The organism is Bacillus cereus group sp. BfR-BA-01316, assembly GCF_022664195.1.
Taxonomy (GTDB): Bacteria; Bacillota; Bacilli; order Bacillales; family Bacillaceae_G; genus Bacillus_A.
Genome location: NZ_JAKUGX010000001.1, coordinates 208,521 through 232,089 on the forward strand (window position 1 = coordinate 208,521; position 23,569 = coordinate 232,089).

Genomic DNA, 23,569 nt, shown 5'->3' on the forward strand with positions numbered 1-23,569 from the left:
TCGGCTGGAGCAAAGAAGTTAGGTGGGAGATCAACTGCCCGTAAACGCCCGATTGGTTCAACTAATAATCAGTGGGAAGGAACAAAACCCCCACTGATTAAAGTTTCACTTTATAAAAAATAAACGTGAGAGCCAGCTTCTTTCAAAATGAGAAAAGCGGCTTATGAAAATATAAAGGAGGAAATTTTCATGGAAAAAACAGTAGGAAGTGCGGTTAAAGGCGGTAGCTTTTTAGTAGATGAGATTACGATTGATCAAGTGTTTACGCCAGAAGATTTTTCATCTGAGCATAAAATGATTGCAAAAACGACAGAGGACTTTATCGTAAATGAAGTTCTTCCGGAGCTTGAATATTTAGAGCAACACGAGTTTGATCGTTCTGTGCGTCTTTTAAAAGAAGCTGGTGAACTTGGTTTATTAGGTGCTGACGTACCAGAAGAGTACGGCGGAATTGGTCTTGATAAAGTAAGCTCAGCGTTAATCGCAGAGAAATTCTCGCGCGCTGGTGGTTTTGCAATCACTCACGGTGCTCACGTTGGTATCGGATCTTTACCAATCGTATTATTCGGTAACGAAGAGCAAAAGAAAAAATATTTACCACTACTTGCAACTGGTGAAAAATTAGCTGCATATGCATTAACTGAGCCAGGTTCAGGATCTGATGCATTAGGTGCAAAAACAACTGCACGTTTAAATGCAGAAGGTACGCATTACGTATTAAATGGTGAAAAACAATGGATTACAAACTCTGCATTCGCTGACGTATTTATCGTATACGCAAAAATAGATGGCGAGCACTTCTCAGCATTTATCGTAGAGAAAGAATACGCTGGTGTATCTACAAGCCCAGAAGAAAAGAAAATGGGTATTAAATGTTCTTCAACTCGTACGTTAATTTTAGAGGATGCATTAGTACCGAAAGAAAATCTACTTGGTGAAATTGGTAAAGGCCATATTATCGCGTTCAACATTTTAAATATCGGCCGTTATAAATTAGGTGTTGGTACAGTTGGATCTGCGAAACGTGCAGTAGAAATTTCAGCACAATATGCAAATCAACGTCAACAGTTCAAACAACCAATCGCTCGCTTCCCATTAATTCAAGAGAAACTTGCGAATATGGCAGCGAAAACATATGCAGCTGAAAGCTCTGTATATCGTACAGTAGGTTTATTCGAAAGCCGCATGAGCACATTATCTGAAGAAGAAGTAAAAGACGGTAAAGCAGTAGCAGCTTCTATCGCTGAATATGCAATCGAGTGCTCTTTAAATAAAGTATTCGGTTCTGAAGTGTTAGATTATACAGTAGATGAAGGTGTTCAAATTCACGGTGGTTACGGATTTATGGCAGAGTACGAGATTGAAAGAATGTACCGCGATTCGCGTATTAACCGTATTTTCGAAGGAACGAACGAAATCAACCGCCTAATCGTACCAGGTACGTTCTTACGTAAAGCGATGAAAGGTGAATTACCATTACTACAAAAAGCACAAAAATTACAAGAAGAGTTAATGATGATGATGCCAGAAGAAGTAGGCGATGAGCCATTAGCACTTCAAAAATATTTAGTAAAGAACGCGAAGAAAATCGGATTAATGGTAGCTGGATTAGCAGCTCAAAAATACGGTAAAGCATTAGATAAAGAGCAAGAAATTCTTGTGAATATCGCTGACATTGTAAGCAACCTATACGCAATGGAATCAGCTGTTCTTCGTACAGAAAAAGCAATTAAAACAACTGGCCTTGAAAAGAATAAACAAAAAGTGTTATACACTGAAGTATTCTGCCAAGAAGCATTCAACGAAATTGAAGCAGATGCGAAAGAAACACTTATCGCAGTTGAAAACGGCGACATGCTACGTATGATGTTATCATCATTACGTAAATTAACTCGCCACACACCACTTAACGTAATTCCGAAGAAACGTGAAATTGCTGCGAAAATTTTAGAAGATGAGCGTTACACAGTTTAATAGATGAGAGGGAACCAGTAGCCTTATGGCTACTGGTTTTTTGTTGGTGGATTCTTGAAAAGGGCTGTTGAACATATGTATTTGTAAACGGTTTTTTTAATGGAGGTAAAGGAGATGCAGTTAATAAGAGTAGGAACAGTTCATCAAATCGCATTTTTACCGCGTCTATGTCCAATTAACTGTTACTTTGTCGAAGAAGAAACAGGATTAACTTTAATTGATGCAGCTTTACCATTTTGTGCAAAGAAGATTTTAGAATCGGCTCGAAAAATAGGGAAACCAATTACGAATATTGTTATTACACATGCACATGATGATCATGTAGGAGCACTTGATGCTATAAAACAAGAACTCCCGAATGTTTCGGTCTATATTTCTGAAAGAGATGCTCGTTTACTTGAAGGAGATTTGTCACTGCAAAAGGGAGAAAGAAACACGCCAATAAAAGTGGGGGTGTCAAGAAAGATACAGACTACTCCAGATTTTCTGTTGCAGGAGGGAGATAGAATTGGTTCTCTTGTAGCGATTGAGACTCCAGGTCATACACCAGGATCAATGGCGTTTTTAGATACGAGAAATGATGCACTCATTGTTGGAGATGCGTTTCAAACGAGAGGCGGGGTGGCGGTTGCGGGGCAATTGAAGTGGCTTTTTCCGTTTCCGGTGTTCGGGACTTGGGATGCGAATATGGCGTTAACAAGCGCTCAGAAATTGCTGGAATATAAGCCGACTATATTGGCGACAGGGCATGGGAAGATGATTAAAGATCCTTTGCTACATATGCAACGAGCGATTGAAGAAGCGGAGGGGAATTTAGCAATAAAGAAGTGAAGAATGGATTAGTAACTCATATTGTAGTTTTAGTAAAAAGAACCCTCTAATAATTTAGAGGGTTCTTGGCGCCCCATACCCATCAATTTTAGAGTACTAAGTGTCTTTAAGTAAAAAAACACCATTATTTCTGCATATTTCCACAAAAAGAATAGCGTTTTTTCATTATATGGATACAAACTTATCGTAACTTGATGGATATGTATAGTGTCGGCTGTATTATAATTATGTATGTGATAAAATCCATATCTAAAAAGGAGTGCCTCTAATATGTACAAACTCAAAACAACAGAAACTAACAATAGTGTAATTGAGTTTATTGAAAGTGTTGAAAGTCTTAAAAAGCGAGAAAATGCATATCAATTATTAGATATATTTACTGAAACAACAGGATATACAGCAAAGCTGTGGGGGCCAAGTATTATCGGATTTGGTACATACCATTATAAATATGCATCCGGTCATGAAGGAGATGCCCCATTAGTAGGGTTTTCTCCTAGAAAAGCTAAAATTAGTTTGTATTTTACAGAGGGTGATCCTAGGCGTGAAGAACTATTAAAAAACTTTGGAAAATACACGTCTGGAAAATCGTGTATATACATTAATAAAATAGCAGACATTGATATTAATGTTCTAAAAGAGCTAATTAAACAATCTGTAAGTTTTTTGAAAGAAACGTACCCAAATCATTAAGGGGATTTATGGAAAGTGAATCGATTAAATAAAGGATATGTTGAACACACTTCAGAATACTTGTTTTTAGACTACAAGATAAAGATTTCATAAGGGTTTAAATTCACTCTACCACAGTAAACTAAATACAAGCCCTCGGGCTTAAAACTAGAAAGGATTTCCATAACAGGGCATCCTTTTTTCTTTTTTTGCAGTTCAGCCGAGAAATGTGTAAAACTAGGCCGTAGAGGTACATTTTTCACTAAAAGAGGTACTATGCATATCCATCAAGCCAAGAGTCTAAGGTATTCCCAAAACTAAAAAATTTTCTTTCTCTAATTGTTTATAAGAATTCGACTCATTTTTTTCGTTTTGGGGGTAACCAGTTTCGGTAGCTTGACGGTAATGTGGTGCTACTCCTAAATGATATTATTTTGCAGGCTTTAAAAAGGTATATATAGCTAAGAAAAAGCCAAAGAAAATAAATACGATAGGATCGTGATATGGATTAGGCTCAGAGCTTTTCTGGATTTCTGTAAGGAAGTCATGTGTTTTCATGTTTATCTCTCCTTCAATTAAAAAGTTTTATATGATGCGAGTGTCATGGTGAATAAGCAAGATGGTGTAATAACAAATAGAAAGAATTTTTGTAAAGGTGCTACTTTTAATTTAGGTGATTGATTTGATAACTAGGATGTTATGAGTTTTCGGAGTTTTTATTTAATAATTATTATATAGTAATTTGAATTCTAAAACTATAGAATGCAGGGTTTTCACAATATGTAAAATTGCATATTATTCTTATTTTATTTTTCGTTATGTTATTTATATATTCATATTAATAATTATAGATAAAAATGAATTAAAACAAGTGGAGGAATAGTATGAGTAAAACAGTATTAGAAGCTTATAGCGTAGAAGAGAGAACGGACAATTTAACATATAAAAATTTATTAGTAATGATAGCAAGTATTTTTGGGTTCCTATTAATAGGGGGATTATTCCTTTTTTTAGCTCTTGGGATTTATGGAGAAGAAGCAATACGTAATAATTTAGAGGTTTATTATTTAACCCTATTTGAGGCAGCTGTTGTTACTATTGTTTCATTTGCTTATAAACCAGTGCTTCATTTTATTAAGAACATTTGGGATATATCTGTTTTGAAGAATGGGAAGACATACTTGTATCTATTAATTGATGTTATTATCATTTGTTTATCACAATATTTAATGTTTGATGTGTTTAGTTTTGAAAGCCCAGAGAAACAACAAGAACAATTAGGAAACATACCTCTTCAAAATGGCATAATTCAAAGTGTTATATATATTTTAAGTACCGATATAATTACACCAGTTATAGAAGAAATTTTATTTCGAGGTATTTTATATCGGTTTTTGGAAAAAAATATAATTTTCTAATTGGTATCATGGGTTCTTCCTTCATTTTTGGGATTCTTCATGATGGTTATCCGATTACAGCAATGATGATGGGGATTGTATTTGCTATGTTATATAAGAAGACGCAATCTATTGTACCTAGTATCATTTTACATATTGCATGGAACTTACTTGTGAGTATAAGTATGATTGCCTCTTTATAAAATTGAACGAATATTTAGCATGAAAGATGAATGGCCTAGCTATTCATCTTTTATTTTGTTTATAAGTAGGAAAAGTTAACGCATACAATCCAAAAAGAACCAAATACTAATGACGAATGAACAAAGAAAGGCAGGTATGATCTATGCAAAATTTAACAGAGCTTGAAGTGGAAAACTTACGTCATTTAATTGGTGGACATGCGACAATCATTAACAAATTGGACCAGTATGCACAGGCTTGTACAGATCCACAACTGAAACAAATGCTGCAAAAGGATGCACAAGATGCACGAAATACGAAACAGCAATTAATGACTTTTTTAGGATAGGAGGAAGAGAGAAATGAATGAAAAAGATATGGTAAACGATTATTTAGCAGGGTTAAATTCAAGTTTAACAAGTTATGCAAATTATATTTCTCAGTCTGATAATGAACAGTTACATCAAACGTTAATTCAAATTCGTAATCAAGATGAAATGCGTCAACGTAATATGTATGAATACGCAAAGCAAAAAAGTTATTATAAGCCAGCAGCACCGGCTAATCCGATGATTGTGCAACAATTAAAAAGTCAATTAAGTGCGGAATAGTGTGCTGAAAAACGAGCGAATGAAGTCGCTCGTTTTTTTGTTTTGTACATGTCAATAAATATGTAATAAATATTTTTCCAGTTGTAACAAATATGACGAAAATTGAATATAACAATTCACAAAAAGGACAAAAGTTTGTTCAATGTTTCACAAAGTATCCATGGTTTCTATCGTGGGAATCTCTATAATGAAGAGTGTAAAGAACAAAAGAAATAGATTATATGATCAATTAGGAGAGATTGCTATGAAAAGAAATACAAGAAAAATTGCAATTATCGGTACTGGATTAGTTGGATCAAGCTGTGCGTATTCCATTGTGAATCAAGGAATCTGCGAAGAGCTATTGTTAATTGATATAAATCATGAACGTGCAGTTGGAGAAGCGATGGATTTATCGCACTGCATTAACTTTACAAATACAAGAACAAAAGTATATGCAGGAAGTTATGAAGACTGCAAAGATATGGACATTGTCATTATTACAGCAGGACCAGCGCCGAAGCCTGGACAAAGTCGTTTAGACACTTTAGGAGCAAGCGCTAAGATTATGGAAAGTGTTGTTGGCGGCGTAATGGAAAGTGGATTTGATGGCATTTTCTTACTCGCATCGAACCCAGTTGACATTATTACATATCAAGTGTGGAAGCTATCTGGATTACCTAGAAATCGTGTGATTGGTACAGGTACATCACTAGATTCTTCTCGCTTAAGAACAATTTTATCTGAAATGTTACATGTAGACCCTCGTAGTATTCATGGGTATTCATTAGGAGAACATGGTGATTCTCAAATGGTTGCTTGGTCTCATGTAACTGTTGGTGGAAAACCAATTCTGCAAATTTTAGAGGAACAAAAAGAATGCTTTGGTGAAATAGATTTAGATGAAATTGTTGAGAAGACTGCAAAAGCTGGATGGGAAATTTATAAACGTAAAGGAACTACTTATTACGGAATTGGAAATTCTCTAGCGTATATTGCTCGCTCAATCTTCAATGATGATCACCGTGTTATCGCTGTTTCAGCCATTTTAGATGGTGAATATGGCGAATACGATATTTGTACAGGAGTACCAGCAATTATTACTAGAGACGGTATAAGAGAAGTGGTAGAACTGAACTTATTAGAAGATGAAGAAAGCCGCTTTGCAAAATCAAACGATGTTTTACGCGATTATATGAAAACAATTGGTTACTAAATTATAGGAGAAGGTGAAACAAATGAAGGAATATATAATGTCTCGTATGTTTAAAGCTTCTGCCGGAATCGCACAGGGTATTTTCGTATCCCTTGGAATTGGTTTACTGATCGAAAATATAGGAAGAATTGTTGATATCCCGTTACTTATTACAATCGGAGTTGTTGCAAAATCACTTATGGCACCAGCAATTGGAGCCGGGATTGCTTTTATGCTCGGTGCAAACGGACTTGTAATTTTCTCAGCGATGGTAGCTGGAGCAATTGGAGCTGGTTCAATTTCAATTACTGAAGCTGGTCTCATCATTAAAACAGGCGAACCAATTGGTGCATTATTAACAGCGACTTTAGCAGTTTATATTGGTAAACGATTAAGTGGAAAAACTGCTTTAGATATGATGCTCGTTCCATTTGCAGCAATATTAGGTTCTGGTTTAGTCGGTATTTGGTTAGCTCAAAATATTAGCCCAGTTTTAAATACAGTTGGAGCATTCATTAAAGATAGTTCAGCTGGTAGCCCATTTATCGCTTCTATCGTGATTGCTGTAGTTTGGGGACTATTACTTATCTCTCCAGCTTCATCAGCTGCTTTAGCGATAGCACTTAGCTTAGATGGTGTTGCAGGCGGTGCAGCACTTGCAGGATGTGTTGCTCAATTTATCGGATTCTCTGTTATTTCAGCGAAAGAAAATAATTTAGGTGGCATATTAGCTCAGGCACTTTGTACTCCAAAAGTACAGTTGCCGAACATTACTAAAAATCCAATGATTCTCGTCCCAACTGTCGTCGCCAGTGCTATAGTGGGCCCAGTATCAGCATTAATTTTCCAACTGGAAGCAGGAAAAGAAATTGCAGGTCTTGGATTAAGCTCCCTTATCGCACCAATTAATTTAATTTCCAGCCAAGGGTGGGAGGTTGTCCCAGCGATGATAATCACTTATATTATCATCCCAGTAGCTGTTTCTTATATACTTTACATTGCTCTTAAAAAAGCAGGTCGTATTCATTCTGGTGATATGACTGTACCGCAATCTTAATTTGAAAATCTCCTTAATATAGAGAAAAGCAGACTGAAGAAGCCACAGTCTGCTTTTTTACATTTTATGATTTTGTTTTACTGGAACTGTCACTGTTTCTTTTGCTAATAAGAGCTGGACACCGAAGTATAGTACACTTGCGAGCGTCATTCCAGAAACTGCATCTACAAAGGCATGCTGCTTCGTAAATAATGTTGATAAAATAATAAGCGTACCGAAGAAAGTAAGGATGTAATATTCCAAAGTATGCTGTTCTCTACGCTTAAAGGCAGCTAACATAATTACAAATGTCGTAAGGACATGAATGCTTGGGAAGCAGTTTACTGGATGATCAATACTATAAATATAGCGGACTAGTTCGGAAAATACATCTGTTCCAACGACGGTTGGGCGTGGTACAGTTGTCTGCCAAAAAAAATAAATCGAAAAACAAGCAAGTTTTCCAAGAATTACACTACTTAAAGTGACATAATATTGCTTTCGATCAGCAAAACAGTAATAAATAAGTGCACCGTATAAGTATGGAAACCAAAGTAAGTAAGGAATAATAAATGCTTTCACAAATGGAATCCAATCATCTACTACAGTTGTGACATCTACTGCGTGAACAGTAGATTTATTTAATACATCGTAAAGGGGACTTACGAGTACGAGTAGAAGTATATAACTTAACGGAAGAAGAGATGAAAGTTTAAATTTTTTCATGATAATCTCCTATGTTTTAGTAATGTAAATAAATTCAATTGATTATAATATAGAAAATCCAATTGGGCTATCGATTTTACTTACATTTTCTTGAATTCACCTTACATTTTTGTCACTTGACTTAAAAGAGGGGGAGGGTGCTATATGAAGCGTTCACTTTATTTCTTAGTTTTTATATTGTTATGCCTAGTGAGTACTGGGTGTGCAAAGGATAAAGAAGGAGAGAATTTAGAATATAACGGGAGAGCACTCGTCATTGGAGTTGTTGGTGAAAAGCCGAAAGATACATTTAGAAATATAAAGTTTGAAAAAGTGAAGTTAGAAGAGATGCGGGAGAAATCAGCAAAAGTTGATGGTTTTCTCGTCATGAAAGAATATTTTCAAGAAGCATCAAAGGAACAGTATACGGACTTATTTTTATCGTTAAAGAAGCCGGTGTTTTTTATTGGTTTACAAGATAGACCGTATTTGATTTTTACTGAAAAAGATTTAGATTTTGACAATGCTCCAAGGGATAGGGCAATGATGTATACGCAAGGTTTTGTGAATATGGGAAGACCCGAAGGACAATATTGGGGTATAGGATTATATAATGATACGGTTTCCAATCAAAATATTCATAATATGTATATAGTAGTATTTCAAACCATTTCGGATTATTTAAGTCGATGATGAAGGAGCCTGTAAAAGGGCTTCTTATTTTTTAAATAAACGTTTGTTTAAGAGATATGTTCGGTATAGAAAATCATGTTTTTCAACGGTGATATAGAAAAACATGAAATTAATCAAACGTTTGTTTAAGAGGTATGTTTGGTATGGGAAAAATCATGTTTTTCAACGGTGGATGTAGAAAAACACGAAATTAATCAAACGTTTGTTTAAGGTATTTGTTCGGTATGAAAGAATCTACGTATTCCAAAGGCTGAGGTAGAAAAATATGAAATTAATCAAACGTTTGTTTAAGATATATGTTCGGCGTGGGATGAGAAAAAACTTTTAAAAAAATTATATATTTATTTTTTCTTAATAAATGGCGGAAAAATAAGAAAAATTAGCAGGATTATTAAAAATTATCACGAAATAAGTAAAAGTTTAGCGAATAATCGTTTGAAATAATAAAATGTTTTCTATATGATAAAGGTAAAGGTTAGTAAAAAAGTAGGTGAATTTATGACAGTAACATTTTATTCATATCCAAAGTGTGGCACATGTCAAAAAGCAAAGAAATGGTTTGAGGCAAACGATGTAGCATATGAGATGATTCATATTGTTGAAAATCCACCGTCAAAAGAAGATTTACGTAATTTACATGAGAAAAGTGAATTACCATTAAAAAAATTCTTTAATACAAGTGGTATGCGTTACCGCGAACTTGGTTTAAAAGATAAGTTAAAGGATGCAAGCGAAGACGAAATGTACGAGCTTTTAGCATCTGATGGCATGTTAATTAAACGTCCAATTGTAACAGATGGAACGAGTGTAACACTTGGTTTTAACGAAGAGCAGTTTGAAAGTGTGTGGAAAAAGTACCAATAAGGTATTTTTACATAATTAATACATTCACTGGAGGTACAGTCATGAGCATTCCAAATAATTTACGTTACTCTGAAGAACACGAATGGGTAAAAACAGAAGGTAATGCGGTTGTTATCGGTATTACTCATTTTGCGCAAGGTGAGTTAGGCGATATCGTATTCGTTGAACTTCCTGAAGTAGGTGCAACAATTCAAGCTGACGAGCCATTCGGAAGCGTAGAATCTGTTAAAACAGTTTCTGAATTATACGCACCTGTAAGTGGTAAAGTTGTAGCAGTAAACGAAGAATTAAGTGACCAACCAGAACTAGTTAACGAATCTCCATACGAGGGTGCATGGATGGTTAAAGTTGAACTTTCTGATGCAAGCCAAGTTGAGAAGTTATTAACTGCAGAAAAATATGCAGAAATGACAAACCAAGACTAATTATAGTCGAAGAAAAAGGACAGCCTTTGTGCTGTCCTTTTTTATTTTATGTACATAATAAGTTTTAAATCACATATAAATGAATCAGCTATTAGGGGAATAACTTCTCTTCGGTAAGATTTCATGTGTTTTTTGTGCGAAAGAACCTTAGCCAACAGGGCTAAACAGTCGGTTCCGCTTTTCGTTATGATCCAGCTCCAGCGGCTAGAACAGTCGGTCATTTCACTCCTTCACTTGAGGCAAAAGGCGCCTCTAGTTCAGGAGTTCCAATGCCCTCTTGTTCTGAGCGATCCGCTTCCGCTTTTCTTTTGCAAAAATAAACAGGAAACAACATGAAAATAACGAATATACTATATACTAAGTTAAAGGTTGTATAGTATATGGTGATCGGGTGATGACATATGATTTATGTGGAAAAAGTCATTATTGTAGAAGGTAAATCGGATAGAAGAAAGATTGAATCTATTATTCGTGAACCAGTGGAAATTGTTTGTACAAATGGTACAATTGGTTTGTCGAAAATGGATGAGCTCATTGATCAATTTTTTGATAAGGACGTATATGTGCTAGTGGATGCTGATGATGCAGGAGAAAAGTTAAGGAAACAATTCCGAAAAGAATTTCCGCAAGCAGAGCATATTTATATTGATCGCTCGTATCGCGAGGTGGCGACTGCACCTTCTTCACATTTAGCAAATGTGTTATGGGGAGCTGACATTGACGTTTATACAGAATATTTACGGTAAGGAATGATAGAAGTGATTGATTGGACAGGTGCCGAAGCTACAGCCCTAATAGGAAATGAAGAAAAAACAGTGTTATATGTGTATACACCAATGTGTGGAACATGCCAATTAGCAAAGAAGATGTTAACGGTCGTCGAGATGACGATTGAAGATTTGAAAATTGGAATGTTAGATTTAAATTATGCCCCGCATTTAGCGAAAGAGTATGGGATAGAAAGTGTACCGTGTTTACTTATTTTTGAAAATGGGACACTGATGAAGAAAATATATGCATTTCATTCGGTTGAATATTTATATACGGAATTAAAGTAGGCGGCAAAGTTTTTGCCGCCTCGACATATTTCTTGGGAAATATGTCGACATGCGTGATAGATACAGTATTTGTCGAGCGAAAGTAACAGGATTGCTCTTTAATAAGAGGGAATGGTATGTAATAGAAAGTGATATGAGGGATGTGATTTAGGATGAAATTATATTCTTTGCTGCAATCATTTGTAAATTACGCTAATGGTCAATATCATTTAGAACCGCTTTTAAGGCAAGGAGAAAGAACTGTTAATTTTCGTTTTGGAGATGAATGCTGTTCGTTACAAATTTCAAGAGATTATATAGAACTTTTGAAAGAGGCGAGAGGAACGGAACAAATCGTTTGTTTAGAGGAAGAGGATGTACAAAAATTAGTGACTGGAAATATGAGGTTGCAAAAGTTAATGAGTGATGGACGGGTACAATATTCTGGAACGTATCGAACGATGTTATTAGTTGAATCGATGTTTCATATATGTAAACCGATGTCAGTCGGAGCTTAAAATTCTGAAGTTTCTTTTTTTACGAAAATTTCTGTTGACACAGCATGTGGATATTGATACAATTCAATTCATAAAATATAGACAATTTCATAAATTTTAAATCAGACGAAAATTTAATCTGATTTCTCTTATTAAGAGAGGTGGAGGGACTGTGCCCTGTGAAGCCCGGCAACCGTCAACTTATGTTGAAATGGTGCCAATTCCTGCAAAGCAAATGCTTTGAGAGATGAGAGAGAGGTATAATGTTGTTATATACGCATATAAACCTTTCTGCTTCTCTAGAAGCGGAAAGGTTTTTTTGTTGTTTGAATGCGGAGGACATTCAAACAGCAAGATGAGCAGTAGCGATAGATTACACGCATCAAAAATAAAAAATTGCGGAGTAAATCTAAAATCTTTATGAAATCTAGCTCCAGCGGCTAGAACAGTCGGTCGTTTCATCCCTTCCTATGAGGCAAAAAGCGCCTCTACGTCAGGGATTCCAACGCCCTCTTGTTCTAAACGAGCCGCTTGCGCTTTTTATTTAAAAAAGGGGTGATACACCATGATTTTATTAGAGAATGTAAAGAAAATATATAAGGCAAAAAGCGGTGATGTCACTGCTGTAGATAACGCCAACTTACAAATAGAGAAAGGCGAAATATTTGGTGTTATCGGATATAGTGGCGCTGGGAAAAGTTCTTTAATCCGATTGTTTAATCAGTTAGAGAAACCAACGTCTGGGCAAATTACAATTGCGAATCGTGTGATTTCAGCAATTACTGGAAATGAACTTCGTAAGGCAAGACAAGAAATCGGAATGATTTTTCAGCATTTCAACTTACTTTGGTCACGAACTGTGCGTGAAAATATCGCATTCCCACTTGAAATTGCAGGTGTCGATAAGGCGGAGAGAAGAAAACGTGTCGATGAGTTAATTCATCTTGTTGGATTAGAGGGAAGAGGAGACGCGTACCCATCTCAGCTAAGTGGTGGACAAAAGCAGCGCGTCGGGATTGCAAGAGCGTTAGCTAACAATCCACAAGTACTTTTATGTGATGAAGCAACGTCAGCTCTTGATCCGGAAACGACGGATCAAATTTTGGATTTATTGTTAGATATTAATAAGCGTCTCGGATTAACAATTGTATTGATTACGCATGAGATGCACGTTATTCGCAAAATTTGTAATCGAGTTGCTGTAATGGAGAAAGGGAAGATCGTAGAAACGGGTCCAGTACTTGACGTATTCCGTAATCCACAGCAAGACATTACAAAACGATTTGTACAGCAGTTAACTGATTCTGAAGATACGAATGAAACGATTGAAAGTTTAATAGAAAAGTATCCAGATGGAAAAGTAATTCGTTTGCAGTTTGTCGGTGAAGCGGTAGAAAGACCGGTACTTCAAAGGTTAATGCAGCGCGGTGATATAGAAGTTAGCATTTTGCAAGGAAATATCGCACAAACGAATAACGGCTCTTACGGAAGTTTAGTCGTTCATTTAAATGGTGAAGAAACAGCAATCCAGCAAGCAATAGAAGGGATTCATCAAGATCAAGTAGAGCTGGAGGTGATTGCACATGGATAAGTTAATCGCAAATGTTGATTGGAATCAAATGTTAGAAGCAACTGGTGAAACGTTATATATGACGGCAATCGCAGCGCTTGCCACATTTGTTTTAGGACTTATTTTAGGACTATTACTCTTTATGACAGCGAAAGATAATTTATGGGAAAATAAAGCGATTAATACGGTGATTGGAGCGTTTGTAAACATTTTCCGTTCTATACCGTTCATCATTTTAATTATTTTATTAATCCCATTCACAAAGATTCTTCTCGGAACAATTCTCGGAGCGAGTGCAGCGCTGCCAGCTTTAATTATTGGAGCGGCACCATTTTACGCGAGAATGGTTGAAATCGCACTTCGTGAAATTGATAAAGGTGTAATTGAAGCTTCAAAAGCAATGGGAGCAAAAACAAGCACAATCATTTTGAAAGTATTAATTCCAGAAGCGTTACCAGCATTAGTATCTGGTATTACGGTAACGACAATTGCTTTAGTAGGTTATACAGCAATGGCAGGTGTTGTTGGTGCTGGTGGCCTTGGAACACTTGCTTATTTAGAAGGGTTCCAGCGAGGAAATAACGATGTAACAATCGTTGCGACAATTTGTGTATTACTAGTTGTATTTTTCATTCAGTGGATTGGTGATAGTGTAACGACTCGAATAGATAAAAGATAATGAAAAACGGGAGGGTATTTCAAATGAAAAAATTATTACTTACAGCACTTATTACAACTTCGATTTTTGGGCTAGCTGCTTGTGGTGGGAAAGATAAAGATGAAAAGAAACTAGTTGTTGGTGCTTCTAACGTACCGCACGCTGTTATTTTAGAAAAGGCAAAGCCGTTACTTGAGAAAAAAGGAATTGAGTTAGAAATTAAAAAATTCCAAGATTACGTGTTGCCGAATAAATCATTGGCGGATAAGGATTTAGATGCAAACTACTTCCAGCACATTCCGTATTTAGAAAAAGAAATTAAAGATAAAAAATATGATTTTGAAATAGCGGGGAAAATTCATTTAGAACCAATTGGCGTGTACTCTCAAAAATATAAGAGCTTAAAAGAACTTCCAGACGGGGCGACAATTATTATGAGTAATTCTGTTGCTGATCATGGACGTGGTTTAGCAATTTTACAAAAAGAAGGCATTTTAAAAATTAAAGACGGAGTAGATCCAGTTAAAGCGACTCCGAAAGATATTGCAGATAATCCGAAAAACTTAAAATTCAAAACGGATATCGAGCCTGGTTTATTACCACAAGTGTATAACAATAAAGAAGGCGATGCAGTTCTAATTAACTCTAACTATGCAATTGATGCGAAATTAAATCCAGAAAAAGACGCAATTGCAATTGAAGGTAGTGATTCACCGTACGCAAACGTAGTAGCAGTTCGTAAAGGCGATAAAGATAAGAAAGAAATTAAAGCTCTTGTAGAAGTGCTGCATTCTAAAGAAATTGAAGATTTTATTAATAAAGAATATAAAGGGGCAGTTGTTCCTGTAAAAGAATAATCGTTTGAAGAAGGGCTGGTGTATGCCGGCTCTTTTTTCTAACTACATAACTATAGGGGAGAAGGGGAGACGTCATATGAAAAAGATTATACTGTCAGCTGTTACAGCACTGTCTGTATTTACATTAGCTGCCTGCGGGGGGAAAGAGGAGAATAAGCTTGTTGTTGGAGCTTCTAACGTGCCGCACGCTGTTATTTTAGAGAAAGCACAACCGATATTAGAGAAAAAAGGTATTAAATTAGAGATTAAAAAATTCCAGGACTATGTGTTACCGAATAAAGCGTTAGCGGATAAAGAAATTGATGCGAACTACTTTCAACACATTCCGTATTTAGATAAAGAAATTCAAGAAAAAGGATATAAAATTGTAAACGCAGGAAAAATTCATTTAGAGCCAATGGGCATTTATTCTAAGAAATATAAAAGCTTAAAAGAGCTTCCAGATGGAGGAACGGTTATTATGAGTAATAACGTAGCTGAGCGTGGTCGTATGTTAGCGTTGTTACAAAAAGGCGGCGTTATTAAATTAAAAGACGGTGTAGATGTTGTTAAAGCGACAGTAAAAGATGTTGTAGAAAACCCGAAAAATTTAAAGTTTAAAACAGATGTAGAACCTGGACTTTCACCGAAGCTGTACGAAAACAATGAAGGTGATGCTTTATTTATTAATTCAAACTACGCAATTGATGCAAAATTAAATCCGAAAAAGGATGCAATTGCAATTGAAGGATCAGACTCTCCTTATGCAAATATTATTGCAGTTCGTAAAGGCGATGAGAAGAAAAAAGAAATTAAAGAACTAGTAGAAGTACTACATTCAAAAGAAATTCAAGATTTTATTAATAAAGAATATAAAGGTGCTGTACTTCCGGTAAATGAATAAGTGCAGGAAAGGACTGGAAATTACCAGTTCTTTTTTCTTTATATAAATAAGAAGAAAGGTGTATCATATAAGGATGCAAGGGAAATACTTATATACATTTGTGAAAAAATTGTTACATTTTTTCAGCGTTTGCGATATCATTTTATTTGATATAAGATTAGAATGAGAATAAAATGAGAATATGAACGTTTTAGTAATTTTTAAAATGTATATATAGGATTAATGGAGGTATTGAGATGGCTGGTTCTACATTAACGGTTAAAGACTTACATGTATCAATTGATGGCAAAGAAATTTTAAAGGGTGTAAACCTTGAAGTAAAAGGTGGAGAAATCCACGCAATCATGGGACCTAACGGAACAGGTAAATCAACTTTATCTTCTGCAATTATGGGTCACCCAAAGTATGAAGTAACAGAAGGTAGCATCATCATCGACGGTGAAGATGTATTAGAAATGGAAGTAGACGAGCGCGCGCAAGCAGGTCTATTCCTAGCAATGCAATATCCAAGTGAAATTAGCGGAGTAACAAACGCTGACTTCTTACGTTCTGCAATTAATGCACGTCGTGAAGAAGGCGAAGAAATTTCTCTTATGAAATTTATCCGTACATTAGATAAAAACATGGAATTCCTAGAAATGGATCCAGAAATGGCACAACGTTACTTAAACGAAGGTTTCTCTGGTGGTGAGAAAAAACGTAACGAGATTCTTCAATTAATGATGATTGAGCCAAAAATCGCAATCTTAGATGAAATCGACTCTGGTCTTGATATCGATGCATTAAAAGTTGTATCTAAAGGTATTAACCAAATGCGCGGTGAAGATTTCGGTTGCCTAATGATTACGCATTACCAACGTCTATTAAACTACATCACTCCAGACTTCGTTCACGTTATGATGAACGGTCGTATCGTTAAATCTGGTGGCCCTGAGCTTGCACAACGTCTAGAAGCTGAAGGTTACGACTGGATTAAAAAAGAATTAGGTATTGAAGACGAAACAGCAGAGCAAGAAGCGTAAGAGAGGAGCATAAACATGACAATCGGTACATTACCTTTCGATCAAGAAACAATCCGTCAGCGCGCAAGCGAAGTAAACGAAGCTGCTTGGTTGACTGAGTTCCGCTTACAAGCTCTTGCACAAGCAACTGAACTTCCAATGCCAACGCCTGATAAAACGAAAATTGACAAATGGGACTTTATCGGAAAAGGCGACGCTGCTAAGCAAGAGCCTGTAAGTTCTTTAACAGAGCTTCCAGAGGCAGTGAAAAACTTAATCGATGAAAATAACAGCGTATTGGTACAACGTACTGGTACAACTGCGTTCGTTTCTTTAGCAGACGAAGCGAAAGAAAAAGGTGTTATTTTTACAGACATCGTAACAGCTGCAACAGAGCATACTGAACTAGTACAAAAGTACTTAATGAAAGACGGCGTGAAAGTAGACGAACATCGTCTAACTGCACTTCATGCTGCATTAATCAACGGCGGTGCATTCGTATATGTTCCGAAAAACGTTGTTCTTGAAACTCCACTTCAAGCTGTATTCTTAGTAGACGGCGAAGAAGCTAACGTATATAACCACGTATTATTCGTAGCTGATGCGAACAGTACTGCAACTTATGTAGAAAACTACGTTGCAAATGAAAATGCTAAAGGTATTGCAAATATCGTAGCAGAAGTAATCGTGGAACAAGGCGCACAAGTGAAATTCGGTGCGGTTGATTTATTAGCGAAAGATGTAACAACTTACGTTAACCGCCGCGGCATTGTTGGACGCGACGGCCGTATTGATTGGGCTCTAGGCCTTATGAATGACGGAAATACAATCTCAGAGAACGTTACGAACTTAATGGGCGACGGATCATTTGCTGATACAAAAACAGTAACAATTGGCCGTGGTAACCAAACACAAAACTTTACAACTAAAGTTGTTCACTTCGGTAAACACTCTGAAGGTTGGATTTTAAAACACGGAGTACAAAAAGATAGTGCAACATCTATCTTTAATGGAATTGGTAAGATTGAACACGGTGCATCTAAATCAAATGCACAACAATCTTCTCGCGTTCTTATGTTAGATGAGAAAGCTCGCGGTGATGCAAACCCAATTCTTTTAATCGACGAAGATGATGTAATGGCAGGTCACGCAGCTTCAGTAGGCCGCGTAGATCCATACCAATTATACTACTTGATGAGCCGTGGGATTCCAAAACGCGAAGCAGAACGTTTAGTCATCCATGGATTCTTAGCACCTGTAGTAAATGAGCTTCCAATTGAAGGAGTAAAAGCACAGCTTGTTGAGGTAATTGAAAGGAAAGTTCGCTAATGAATATTCATGAAATACGCAAACAGTTTCCAATTCTTGATCAAAAAGTGAACGGCAAACAACTTGTTTATTTCGATAGTGCAGCAACTTCTCAAAAACCAATTCAAGTCATTGAAACGTTAGAACGTTATTATAAAGAATATAATTCTAACGTGCATCGCGGTGTTCATACGCTCGGTACGAAAGCTACCGACGCGTATGAAGGTGCACGTGAGAAAGTTCGCAAGTTTATTAATGCGAAATCAATGGAAGAGATTATTTTCACGCGCGGAACGACAACTGCATTAAATACAGTAGCAGCTAGCTATGGTCTTGATAATGTAAAAGAAGGCGATGAAATCGTCATCTCTTACATGGAGCACCATAGTAACATCATTCCGTGGCAACAAGTTGCGAAGAAAACTGGCGCAACTTTAAAATACCTTCCGCTTCAACTAGACGGTACAATTTCTTTAGAAGATGTTCGTCAAACATTTACACCGAATACAAAAATCGTTTCTATTATGCACGTGTCAAACGTACTTGGAACGATTAACCCTGTAAAAGAAATCGGAGCAATCGCACATGAAAACGGTGCAATCATGATCGTTGATGGAGCACAAAGTGCACCTCATATGAAAGTGGATGTACAAGATTTAAACTGTGATTTCTACGCATTATCTGCTCATAAGATGTGCGGACCAACAGGTGTCGGCGTATTATATGGTAAGAAAGAATTGCTAAACAATATGGAACCAATTGAATTTGGTGGTGAAATGATTGATTTCGTAGACTTACAAGAGTCTACTTGGAAAGAGCTTCCGTGGAAGTTCGAAGCAGGTACACCGATTATCGGTAATGCAATCGGACTTGGTGCGGCAATTGATTTCTTAGAAGAAATCGGTCTTCATAATATTGAAAAGCATGAACATGAATTAGCGCAATACGCTTTAGAAAGACTATCAGAAGTAGATGGCGTTACAATTTATGGTCCAAAGCATCGCGCTGGTCTAGTTACATTTAATATTGAAGACGTACATCCTCACGATGTAGCAACTGTATTAGATGTAGAAGGCATTGCGGTTCGCGCAGGACATCACTGTGCACAACCACTTATGAAGTGGCTAAAAGCTTCTTCAACAGCACGTGCGAGCTTCTATTTATATAATACAAAAGAAGAAATTGATACATTTGTTGAATCGCTAATCAAGACAAAGGAGTATTTCACAAATGTCATTTAATAATTTAGATACGTTATATCGTCAAGTTATTATGGATCATTACAAAAATCCTCGTAACCATGGCGTGTTAGAAGATAGTGTTACCGTTAACTTGAACAATCCAACTTGCGGCGATCGTATTCAACTTACGATGAAAGTAGAAGAGGGTATTGTACAAGAAGCGAAGTTTGAAGGCGAAGGATGTTCAATTTCAATGTCTTCAGCTTCAATGATGACACAAGCAGTAAAAGGAAAGAAAATTGAAGAAGCACTTCAGCTTTCTAAAATTTTCTCTGACATGATGCTAGGAAAAGAGTATGATGACAGCATTGATTTAGGAGATATTGAAGCATTACAAGGCGTATGCAAGTTCCCGGCACGTATTAAATGTGCAACATTAGCGTGGAAAGCGTTAGAAAAGGGCTTAAACGAAGATAAGTAATGTTAAAGGTTCCTAAAAACGAGGTTATATAAGGAGGGACACACCAACATGGCGAAGCAACTGCCAGATATCGGCGATTATAAATATGGTTTCAAGGATAAAGACGTTTCGATTTTCCGTGCTGGACGCGGTTTAACAAAAGAAATCGTTGAAGAGATTTCACGTATGAAAGAAGAACCACAGTGGATGTTAGACTTCCGTTTAAAATCACTGGATAAGTTCTATGAAATGCCAATGCCACAATGGGGCGGCGACTTAAACGACTTAGATTTCGATGAAATTACGTACTACGTAAAACCATCTGAGAAATCTGAGAAGTCTTGGGATGAAGTACCTGAGGAAATTAAAGCGACATTTGATAAATTAGGTATTCCTGAAGCTGAGCAAAAATATTTAGCTGGTGTATCTGCACAGTACGAATCTGAAGTTGTATACCACAACATGAAAGAAGACCTAGAAGCTCTAGGAATCGTCTTCAAAGATACAGATAGCGCATTAAAAGAGAACGAAGATATTTTCCGCGAGCATTTCGGAAAAATAATCCCACCAACAGACAACAAATTCTCTGCATTAAACTCTGCAGTTTGGTCTGGTGGATCATTCATCTACGTTCCAAAAGGTATTAAAGTTGATACACCACTTCAAGCGTATTTCCGTATTAACTCTGAAAATATGGGACAATTCGAGCGTACGCTTATCATCGTAGACGAAGGCGCACATGTACACTACGTAGAAGGTTGTACTGCACCTGTTTACACGACTAACTCACTGCATAGTGCGGTAGTAGAAATCATCATTAAGAAAGATGCATATTGCCGTTATACAACAATCCAAAACTGGGCGAACAACGTATACAACCTAGTTACAAAACGTGCGGTTTGTGAAGAAAACGCAACGATGGAATGGATTGACGGTAACATCGGATCTAAATTAACGATGAAATACCCAGCAGTTATCTTAAAAGGCGAAGGCGCTCGTGGTTTAACATTATCTATCGCGATTGCTGGTAAAGGCCAACACCAAGATGCTGGTGCGAAAATGATTCACTTAGCACCAAACACATCTTCAACAATCGTTTCTAAATCGATTGCGAAGCATGGTGGTAAAGTAACTTACCGTGGTATCGTACAATTCGGACCAAAAGCGAAAAACTCTCGTTCTAATATTGAGTGTGACACGTTAATCATGGATAACCAATCTACATCTGATACAATTCCTTATAACGAAATCAAAAACGATTACGTTTCACTTGAGCACGAAGCGAAAGTATCTAAAGTGTCAGAAGAACAATTATTCTACCTAATGAGCCGCGGTATTTCTGAGCAAGAAGCTACAGAAATGATCGTAATGGGCTTCATCGAACCATTTACTCGCGAGCTTCCAATGGAATACGCAGTAGAAATGAACCGCCTAATCAAGTTTGAGATGGAAGGTTCTATTGGTTAAATAGAAATATGAAAGCGCCCTGCTATGCAGGGCGCTTTTTTATGTTATATATGGAGCTCGGGCGTAGATACCCCACTTAGTATTTAGCTAAATGTATCAACGATTATTCAAATATATCGACTTGTCGACAAAGACATGGAGGACGGCCGAAAATACCCCTTAATACGTGAAAAGAGCCATCAAAAGACGGCTCTAAAATCCAAACGCTACAAATATAAAAGGAACGCATACTAATATAAAAATAACTAATATAAGTAAGACGAAGATACCGATAAATCTTAATTTGCTCTCTTCGTTTTTACATAGGGCAATCATGCTGAATATGAGGCCGAGAATAATAAGTGGGACACTAATAAATAGAAATAGATTAGGCAAGTAAAGTACGGAAGTGATAAATAAAATGCCTCCTGCTAATGAAAACCATAGTGAGAGAAAACTATATCGATTAATAGAGAACACCTCCTTACATAGATGATAATGTGAAATTTTCCATGTTGAAAGGAGAATCTTTTGCTTTTTCTTATAATGCGAGTACAATGTAGAATAGCAAGAAAAGACGAAAAGTATTTACAGGATTATTGCGTACGTGTAGCGTAAATGGCAGTAAGGAACTGAGAGGAGGTTTTTTCTCTGAATATAAATAAAGAAACGATCATCCACCTTTATCATACAAACGATATACATAGTCATTTTGAAAATTGGCCGCAAATTTCTCGGTTTGTACTAGGGGAGAAAAAGCGAAGGCAGGAAGCGGGAGAGACTGTTTTAACTGTGGATATTGGCGATCATGTGGATCGTTTTCATAGTATTTCGGAAGCGACAAATGGACTTGGGAATACAAAGTTATTAAATGAGGCGTTATATGATTATGTAACGATCGGAAATAATGAAGGAATTACATTAGCGAAGGAGCATTTGAATCGTCTATATGATGATGCTGGGTTTGAGGTGCTCGTAGCGAATTTATTTGAAAAAGAGGGCGTACGTCCAGCATGGGCGAAGCCTTATAAATTACATACAACGACAGATGGGATTACGATTGCCTTTATTGGATTAACGGTAGCTTATCCAGAGTTTTATCATATGTTAGATTGGCATATTGAAGATCCAATCATCCATTTAGAGTCTATTTTAGAAGAAGTTAAGGATACAGCTCATATTACGGTTGTGCTTTCTCATCTTGGAAAAAGTATGGATGAGTATATGGCGGAGCATTATGATATAGATGTTATTTTAGGGGCACATACGCATCATTTATTTGAGCGTGGTGTTCTTGTAAACGATACTTTGCTTTGCTGTTGTGAAAAGTGGGGACATTACGTCGGTCACGTTCAGCTTACTGTGGATAAAGAGACGAAGCAACTCTTGAAAAAAGACGGTAGAGCGATTAAGACAGAACGGTTAGGTGCTTATAGCGAGCCGTTATCCACAATTGAAATGCTAAAGGAAGAAAGTAAACAGATAATGGCTGAGCCTGTCGTTCATTTAAAAGAATCATTGCCGGTCGATTGGTTTAAGGAGACGTCATTTTCTCATATGTTGGCAAGTGCACTTAAAGAGTGGTGTAATGCGGATGTTGGGATGGTGAACGCTGGTGTACTTCTTGATGGATTAAATGAAGGTGTTGTGACGCGCGGAGATATTCATCGAATTTGTCCACATCCAATTAATCCATGTCTATTAAAAGTACCAGGGAAAACGTTAAGAGAAGTTATTTTGAAAGCGCGCCGTCCGAATATGGAGAATCTTGAGGTGAAAGGATTCGGATTTCGTGGAAAAGTAATGGGGAAAATGATTTACGATGGTTTGGAAGTGATTCCAGATACGATTCCAGGGAATAAAATTTTACTAGAAGATGTATTGATTAATGGCGAATCGCTGGAATTAGACCGGATATATACGGTAGGAACGATTGATATGTTTACATTCGGATACTTATACCCAGAGCTATCCACACTTTCTGACAAACAATATTATATGCCAGAATTACTTAGAGATGTGTTAACAGATATGTTGATAACTTATACATCTTCAGTCAAACTATAGGCTAGTTAACTTGTAACACTCATTTTTCTCTTGTCATAA

Annotated in this window: 25 protein-coding genes, 1 pseudogene and 1 riboswitch; of the genes and pseudogenes, 24 read left to right on the forward strand and 2 right to left on the reverse strand. The window is 36.6% G+C overall.

The genetic code is table 11. The features are described 5' to 3' along the window. The first annotated feature begins 189 nt into the window (after window positions 1-189). From MR071_RS01050 to MR071_RS01060, 3 genes are all read left to right on the forward strand, one after another. Entirely contained in the window at window positions 190-1,974 is a 1,785-nt protein-coding gene (locus MR071_RS01050) for an acyl-CoA dehydrogenase family protein (RefSeq protein ID WP_105585521.1), read from the forward strand. A 114-nt stretch (window positions 1,975-2,088) separates the two neighbouring features. Then, window positions 2,089-2,805 carry an MBL fold metallo-hydrolase gene (locus MR071_RS01055; protein ID WP_105585520.1) on the forward strand — a complete coding sequence of 239 codons (717 nt, stop codon included), beginning with the start codon at window positions 2,089-2,091 and terminating at the stop codon, window positions 2,803-2,805. A gap of 270 nt (window positions 2,806-3,075) precedes the next feature. Then, the gene (locus MR071_RS01060) at window positions 3,076-3,498 is read left to right on the forward strand and encodes a DUF1801 domain-containing protein (protein WP_105585519.1); all 423 of its coding nucleotides are present in this window, start codon (window positions 3,076-3,078) and stop codon (window positions 3,496-3,498) included. Window positions 3,499-3,906: 408 nt separating this feature from the next. Here the strand turns inward: MR071_RS01060 and MR071_RS25445 are convergent, their stop codons facing one another. Continuing rightward, the gene (locus MR071_RS25445) at window positions 3,907-4,035 is read right to left on the reverse strand and encodes a hypothetical protein (protein ID WP_255832848.1); all 129 of its coding nucleotides are present in this window, start codon (window positions 4,033-4,035) and stop codon (window positions 3,907-3,909) included. A gap of 326 nt (window positions 4,036-4,361) precedes the next feature. Between MR071_RS25445 and MR071_RS01065 the strand changes: the two are divergent. The 5 genes and pseudogenes from MR071_RS01065 to MR071_RS01085 all read left to right on the forward strand — a co-directional run bounded on the left by MR071_RS01065 (window position 4,362) and on the right by MR071_RS01085 (window position 7,899). Beyond that, window positions 4,362-5,077: pseudogene (locus MR071_RS01065) on the forward strand (lysostaphin resistance A-like protein). Window positions 5,078-5,220: 143 nt separating this feature from the next. Further along, window positions 5,221-5,406, forward strand: a complete 186-nt coding sequence (locus MR071_RS01070; RefSeq protein ID WP_001180550.1) for a hypothetical protein — start codon at window positions 5,221-5,223, stop codon at window positions 5,404-5,406. A 13-nt stretch (window positions 5,407-5,419) separates the two neighbouring features. Further along, entirely contained in the window at window positions 5,420-5,668 is a 249-nt protein-coding gene (locus MR071_RS01075; RefSeq protein ID WP_002015950.1) for a spore coat protein, read from the forward strand. A gap of 244 nt (window positions 5,669-5,912) precedes the next feature. Beyond that, window positions 5,913-6,863, forward strand: a complete 951-nt coding sequence (locus tag MR071_RS01080; RefSeq protein WP_242234667.1) for an L-lactate dehydrogenase — start codon at window positions 5,913-5,915, stop codon at window positions 6,861-6,863. A 22-nt stretch (window positions 6,864-6,885) separates the two neighbouring features. After that, window positions 6,886-7,899, forward strand: coding sequence for a PTS sugar transporter subunit IIC (locus tag MR071_RS01085; RefSeq protein WP_105585516.1), 1,014 nt, complete (start codon window positions 6,886-6,888; stop codon window positions 7,897-7,899). 57 nt (window positions 7,900-7,956) lie between these two features. Here MR071_RS01085 and MR071_RS01090 read toward each other — a convergent pair whose 3' ends face one another. After that, window positions 7,957-8,604, reverse strand: coding sequence for a phosphatase PAP2 family protein (locus MR071_RS01090; RefSeq protein ID WP_105585515.1), 648 nt, complete (start codon window positions 8,602-8,604; stop codon window positions 7,957-7,959). Between the two features lie 144 nt (window positions 8,605-8,748). Between MR071_RS01090 and MR071_RS01095 the strand changes: the two genes are divergently transcribed. From MR071_RS01095 to MR071_RS01170, 16 genes are all read left to right on the forward strand, one after another. Further along, entirely contained in the window at window positions 8,749-9,276 is a 528-nt protein-coding gene (locus MR071_RS01095; protein WP_105585514.1) for a hypothetical protein, read from the forward strand. A 498-nt stretch (window positions 9,277-9,774) separates the two neighbouring features. Further along, the gene (locus MR071_RS01100) at window positions 9,775-10,140 is read left to right on the forward strand and encodes an arsenate reductase family protein (protein WP_002129756.1); all 366 of its coding nucleotides are present in this window, start codon (window positions 9,775-9,777) and stop codon (window positions 10,138-10,140) included. A 41-nt stretch (window positions 10,141-10,181) separates the two neighbouring features. Then, on the forward strand, window positions 10,182-10,565 hold the full coding sequence (gene gcvH, locus MR071_RS01105; protein ID WP_000026895.1) for a glycine cleavage system protein GcvH: 384 nt from the start codon (window positions 10,182-10,184) through the stop codon (window positions 10,563-10,565). Between the two features lie 401 nt (window positions 10,566-10,966). Further along, window positions 10,967-11,311 (forward strand): toprim domain-containing protein, encoded by a 345-nt coding sequence (locus MR071_RS01110; RefSeq protein WP_000640865.1) that lies wholly within the window; start codon window positions 10,967-10,969, stop codon window positions 11,309-11,311. Between the two features lie 3 nt (window positions 11,312-11,314). Beyond that, a complete protein-coding gene (locus MR071_RS01115; protein WP_002015940.1) occupies window positions 11,315-11,623 on the forward strand; it encodes a thioredoxin family protein in 309 nt (102 codons plus the stop codon). A gap of 152 nt (window positions 11,624-11,775) precedes the next feature. Further along, window positions 11,776-12,120, forward strand: coding sequence for a hypothetical protein (locus tag MR071_RS01120; protein ID WP_002015939.1), 345 nt, complete (start codon window positions 11,776-11,778; stop codon window positions 12,118-12,120). A 125-nt stretch (window positions 12,121-12,245) separates the two neighbouring features. Then, window positions 12,246-12,353, forward strand: a riboswitch (SAM riboswitch). Window positions 12,354-12,664: 311 nt separating this feature from the next. Beyond that, window positions 12,665-13,690, forward strand: coding sequence for a methionine ABC transporter ATP-binding protein (locus MR071_RS01125; protein ID WP_061673671.1), 1,026 nt, complete (start codon window positions 12,665-12,667; stop codon window positions 13,688-13,690). Beyond that, entirely contained in the window at window positions 13,683-14,348 is a 666-nt protein-coding gene (locus MR071_RS01130; RefSeq protein ID WP_071770926.1) for a methionine ABC transporter permease, read from the forward strand. The genes MR071_RS01125 and MR071_RS01130 overlap by 8 nt, the downstream gene beginning before the upstream one ends. A 23-nt stretch (window positions 14,349-14,371) precedes the next feature. Next, window positions 14,372-15,184 (forward strand): methionine ABC transporter substrate-binding lipoprotein MetQ, encoded by an 813-nt coding sequence (gene metQ / locus MR071_RS01135; protein WP_105585511.1) that lies wholly within the window; start codon window positions 14,372-14,374, stop codon window positions 15,182-15,184. Between the two features lie 76 nt (window positions 15,185-15,260). Then, window positions 15,261-16,067, forward strand: coding sequence for a methionine ABC transporter substrate-binding lipoprotein MetQ (metQ, locus tag MR071_RS01140; protein ID WP_105585510.1), 807 nt, complete (start codon window positions 15,261-15,263; stop codon window positions 16,065-16,067). A 236-nt stretch (window positions 16,068-16,303) separates the two neighbouring features. Beyond that, window positions 16,304-17,089, forward strand: coding sequence for a Fe-S cluster assembly ATPase SufC (sufC, locus tag MR071_RS01145; RefSeq protein WP_002112662.1), 786 nt, complete (start codon window positions 16,304-16,306; stop codon window positions 17,087-17,089). A gap of 15 nt (window positions 17,090-17,104) precedes the next feature. Next, window positions 17,105-18,397: a Fe-S cluster assembly protein SufD gene (sufD, locus tag MR071_RS01150; protein WP_105585509.1), complete on the forward strand. Its 1,293-nt coding sequence runs from the start codon at window positions 17,105-17,107 to the stop codon at window positions 18,395-18,397. Continuing rightward, window positions 18,397-19,617 (forward strand): cysteine desulfurase SufS, encoded by a 1,221-nt coding sequence (gene sufS, locus MR071_RS01155; protein ID WP_242234669.1) that lies wholly within the window; start codon window positions 18,397-18,399, stop codon window positions 19,615-19,617. The genes sufD and sufS overlap by 1 nt, the downstream gene beginning before the upstream one ends. Next, entirely contained in the window at window positions 19,607-20,038 is a 432-nt protein-coding gene (sufU, locus tag MR071_RS01160; protein WP_000009523.1) for a Fe-S cluster assembly sulfur transfer protein SufU, read from the forward strand. The genes sufS and sufU overlap by 11 nt, the downstream gene beginning before the upstream one ends. A gap of 48 nt (window positions 20,039-20,086) precedes the next feature. After that, the gene (gene sufB, locus MR071_RS01165; protein ID WP_070145358.1) at window positions 20,087-21,484 is read left to right on the forward strand and encodes a Fe-S cluster assembly protein SufB; all 1,398 of its coding nucleotides are present in this window, start codon (window positions 20,087-20,089) and stop codon (window positions 21,482-21,484) included. A gap of 654 nt (window positions 21,485-22,138) precedes the next feature. Then, window positions 22,139-23,530: a bifunctional metallophosphatase/5'-nucleotidase gene (locus MR071_RS01170; RefSeq protein ID WP_105585508.1), complete on the forward strand. Its 1,392-nt coding sequence runs from the start codon at window positions 22,139-22,141 to the stop codon at window positions 23,528-23,530. Window positions 23,531-23,569 lie beyond the last annotated feature (39 nt).